Genomic DNA, 2,184 nt, shown 5'->3' with positions numbered 1-2,184 from the left:
TTGAGTGCTGGTTTTGTTCTTATCTTTACGATCCCAATGGTCAGGATTTTTATCAATTCAGGCGTCAATCTATCAGATGTGGCGAGTATGCCAGTTGCGAGTGCAGAATTATTTGCAGGTACTTTTGGTAATGTCTTCCCCTTAATTAGTGCAACTATTGGAGCGCTCGGGGCCTTCATCGCAGGTTCTAATACCGTTTCCAATATGATGTTTAGCCAATTTCAGTATGAAGCCGCAATTAGCTTGCGTATTTCACCTTCTATAATAATCGCAGCACAGGCTGTTGGTGCAGCAGCTGGCAATATGATTGCGATACATAATGTGGTGGCTGCTTCAGCAACGGTGGGTTTACTTGGTATGGAAGGCGCGACCCTGAGGCGCACGATTTTGCCTACTTTATACTATGTATTATTCTGCGGAATAATCGTTATGGCTGCCATTTACATTTTCGGTTTTCACGGTCCTTTAGCACCATAAGGCACATGCAACCCCCAAGATAAAGAGATTGATATGCATTCATCAAACCTTTTCCCATCAAATAACACCTCTGAATATGCGCTTAGTTCTGATCAGGTCTTAGACAAACTAACAACCATACTGGGTGCTAGTAATGTACAAGCAGATCCAGAAAAGAATGAGCACTACAGAATGGGATGGCGCTCTGGGGGCGGAAGTGCACTCGCCGTTTTGTTTCCGCAAACACTGCTGGATATTTGGCGCAGCCTCGAAGTGTGCGTTGCAGGTGACTGCATCATTATTATGCAAGCAGCAAAAACAGGATTAACCGAAGGCTCGACGCCAAGCGGTAATGACTATGATAGACCTGTGGTCGTTATTAATACCCTTGCCATAGACCAGTTGTACTTGGTCAACAATAATGAGCAGGTAATCAGCTTACCTGGAGCGACTTTGCACCAACTACAAAGTCAGCTTAATACGGTCAATCGAGCCCCTCACTCAGTCATTGGTTCATCGACTTTAGGGGCGTCTATCATTGGTGGGGTTTCTAATAACTCAGGAGGGGCCTTGGTTAAAAGAGGCCCTGCTTATACTGAGCTTGCCTTGTTTGCACAAATCAACGAACAAGGTCAGCTGGTGTTGGTCAATCATCTAGGCGTAGAGCTAGGTGACACGCCAGAAGCAATACTGACGAATTTGCAAAATGGGGATTTTGATAAAAACAAATTACCTGACAATGGCAAGATGGCATCAGACAAAGAGTATATCGCTAGAGTAAAAGATGTTGATGCAAGCACGCCTAGTCGCTTTAATGCGGATAAGCGGAGACTGTATGAAGCCAGTGGTTGTGCAGGTAAGCTTGCTGTATTTGCAGTACGGCTTGATACCTACCCAACGGCTGTAAAAGAGCAGGCTTTTTATATAGGTAGCAACAGTGTGAGCGAGCTTGCACAGTTGAGAAGACAGATATTGTCCAATTTCAAAAACATTCCTGAAGTGGGCGAGTATATGCACCGTGATATATTCGATGTATCTGCCAAATACGGTAAAGACACTTTCTTGAGTATCAAACATTTAGGGACAGATGCCTTACCGCGCTTGTTTGCTATTAAAGGCGCGATTGATGCAAAATTTAGTAAATGGTCGTGGATGCCCAAGCACTTTACCGATAAAGTCATGCAGTTTATCGGTAATATATTTCCAAAGCATTTGCCTGAGCGAATGATGGAATATCGTGATAAATACGAGCATCACCTCATCTTAAAAATGAGTGATGACGGTATCGAAGAAGCGCAAGCGTTTTTGAAGTCGTTTTTTGCGACCTCAGAAACAGGCGCTTACTTTGAATGTGATAAAAAAGAGTCAGAAAGCGCCTTCTTAAATCGTTTTGCTGCAGCAGGTGCCGCGATACGATATGAAGTCATACACGAAAAAGAAGTCGGTGAGATTTTAGCGCTTGATATCGCTATACCACGTAACGAGTTAGAGTGGCTAGAAAACTTACCCGAAGAAATCGAACAGCATTTAGACAAGAAACTCTATTACGGACATTTCTTTTGCTATGTGTTTCATCAAGATTATATTTTGAAGAAGGGCAGTGATGCACACCTTGTTAAAAAGATGATGTTAGAGCTATTGAGCGCACGCGGAGCCAAATATCCTGCTGAGCATAATGTAGGGCATCTATACGAAGCAGAGCCTGATTTGCAGAATTTCTATAAAAGC

2 protein-coding genes are annotated in these 2,184 nt (G+C 43.3%); both read left to right on the top strand.

Features of this window, described 5'->3' with window-relative positions; translation table 11 throughout:
- Window positions 1–477 (top strand): L-lactate permease (locus ACT3SX_RS14805; protein WP_444761820.1); only part of this gene is annotated, 477 nt, incomplete at its 5' end.
- A gap of 33 nt (window positions 478–510) precedes the next feature.
- The coding region (gene dld, locus ACT3SX_RS14800) for a D-lactate dehydrogenase (protein ID WP_444761819.1) at window positions 511–2,184 on the top strand (1,674 nt) is incomplete at its 3' end.

Source organism: Psychrobacter sp. AOP31-B2-9 (genome assembly GCF_052378005.1).
Classification (GTDB): domain Bacteria; phylum Pseudomonadota; class Gammaproteobacteria; order Pseudomonadales; family Moraxellaceae; genus Psychrobacter.
The sequence above is the reverse complement of the archived record's forward strand: the minus strand, read 5'-3'. Positions and strand labels throughout refer to the sequence as shown.